2 protein-coding genes are annotated in these 2,205 nt (G+C 31.6%); both read right to left on the reverse strand.

The window, feature by feature from the left end; genetic code table 11:
* A partial coding sequence (locus MSI_RS13300; RefSeq protein WP_192807777.1) for an EscU/YscU/HrcU family type III secretion system export apparatus switch protein occupies positions 1–905 on the reverse strand: 905 nt, incomplete at its 3' end.
* Positions 898–2,019: an FHIPEP family type III secretion protein gene (locus MSI_RS13305; RefSeq protein WP_009108164.1), complete on the reverse strand. Its 1,122-nt coding sequence runs from the start codon at positions 2,017–2,019 to the stop codon at positions 898–900. The genes MSI_RS13300 and MSI_RS13305, both read right to left, overlap by 8 nt.
* Positions 2,020–2,205: the final 186 nt, after the last annotated feature.

Below are 2,205 nucleotides of genomic sequence, written 5' to 3' on the forward strand. Positions count from 1 at the left end.
GAGATATCATTTGGATAATGTAGGTAAATTGACATAACAGTTTTATCAGCATAATCATATCCAATGTCAATATTCTTTTCTTTCTGCTTCTTTTCAAGTATGGAAATTATTGAATTACATACTATTTCATATTGCTTTTGATTAATATTAAACTCTTCGCAGAAAATTTTTATATTTCTCTTTAATTTTTCATTAGTAAGCTGAAGAAGATGTTTTACGTACTCAACTGCAATTTCTGCTTCACATAAATCAAAACTTCTAAAAACACAACGGTTTCCTACATAGATTTTTTGATCTAAAGATGAAATCATAACTATTACCCACAAATCAAAATTATATTCCTCAATTACTGTTTCAAGATAATATTCATCAGTATTATTGGAAGCATTGTGTGTAATCTTACAATCCATATCATATTCTTCTGAAAACTCAGACATATGTTTTACAAGCAACTCTCTGACACCATCTATACAAATTTGTTGATTTTCATTGTTCACAGTTTTTGGAGAAAATTTCTTTTCGGCACATTTAAAGATGTCTTCTTCAAGTAGATACAATTGTGCAACCACATCATTATTCAATTCTTCATCAAAAGATTCCTGCTTATCTTTAAATTTTTGTAAGTTTGAATAAACCTTAGCCACTGCTTGAATATAACTGTCATCAATATAGTCGCCTTGTTTTGTGTTTTCAAATATAGCCCTGCTAAGTGTTTTGTGTTCTATACACGGAACTGGTATTATTTCCAGCACTTTTGACAAAAAATAATTAAATCCCCCATTATACTTACATAGGACAATTGGACGCTCAAACTTATCACTATAAAAATAAAGTCCAACAAATTGTTCCTGTCCATTTTTAAGAATAACATCACAGATTTTAATCGCTAATAGTACTTTATTCATTGACTTTAATTTCATTAATCTCAAGCACCTCTTCAACAACAACTGAATAATCTGTTATAACCGAACACAATTCCTTATCTGATATACAAATCCATTCTCTTCCTAACTGTTGTCTAATAGTGTTAGCTAATGCAGTACGTAAATTACTTACAATAACAAAAATGGGAAGATGATCTTTTTTTTGCATACAAATAGCTTTTTTATACATCTCAATGGCAAACACTTTGGTTTCAGCAAGAGAAAATGTATAATAGGGCAATTCATTATATGACTGAGGATAATAAATACGCTCTGATAAAGCTTTTGACAATGTTTTAGAAACCCTAATTACATGAATTATCTTATCTTTATCTGCAATAGCTGAAAGTAACTGCCAGACCAGTTTTTCCCTGATTTTTTCAAGCAGTTCTACAAGATTCTTAGTCTCATCGATATTATCTGCCATTGCTTCCAGTATAGAATTCATATCCCGGATAGAAAAACCTTCTGCAAGTAACCAGTTTAGTATTGTTTTAAATTTTGAGGTTGAAAAGTTATGCATAAAAAATACATCATCAACGACATCTGGATTGGTATCACGGACTTTGTTGATCAAAGTATTCACCATGCACTGATTCAGAAATTTTGTTCTATTTTTTCTGATTATTTCAAAAATCTGACCTAGGATAAAATCAGATGGTTCTGTCACTGCATACCCAAGTCTTTTCGCTTCATCTGCCTTCTCTTTAGCAACAATTATTCCATTCAGCCCATATGCAGGTTCCTTTATTTTTTCACCAGATAATTCGCCTGTTAAATCCCCCGTGTCAAGACAAATAATTTGCATCGAATTTAAATACTTAAAGCCACCAACCTCAGTTCCATGCAGTAATATTTTATATTCACATGGATTTAGAATCATATTATACCGAATACGCATAGTTGGCAGAGGTAAGCCATATTCAGCATCAATTACATTGCGAAAATCATGATATCCCCTCAATAAAGGACAATCAGTTTGTTCATCAAGAAGTGGCATTAATTCAGAACCTAGCTGCACTTCAAGAGGGCTTGGCTGTTCGGCAAAATCTGAATAGTTTTCATTATCATATATTCTGGGCCTTCTCTTTTTCATTTTATTCCTTCCTTACTACGCATTTGATTTTAGGCTGGGAATCCACGTAGCCTTATTGATATTTATGCATAAACATCCAGAATCTCCAAAAGCAGATTTTCATCAATTCTTACAGACATATAAAACCTCCCATAAATGTTATGAGATTATATAAATATGCTCTGTCATTCTGTGACTGATAAAAAA

It is taken from the genome of Treponema sp. JC4, assembly GCF_000260795.1.
In the GTDB taxonomy this organism is placed as follows: domain Bacteria; phylum Spirochaetota; class Spirochaetia; order Treponematales; family Treponemataceae; genus Treponema_D.

Bases quoted from the DNA above. Each gene is read 5' to 3' on its own strand.
- MSI_RS13305 (WP_009108164.1), bottom strand. From the start codon at position 2,019: ATGAAAAAGAGAAGGCCCAGAATATATGATAATGAAAACTATTCAGAT.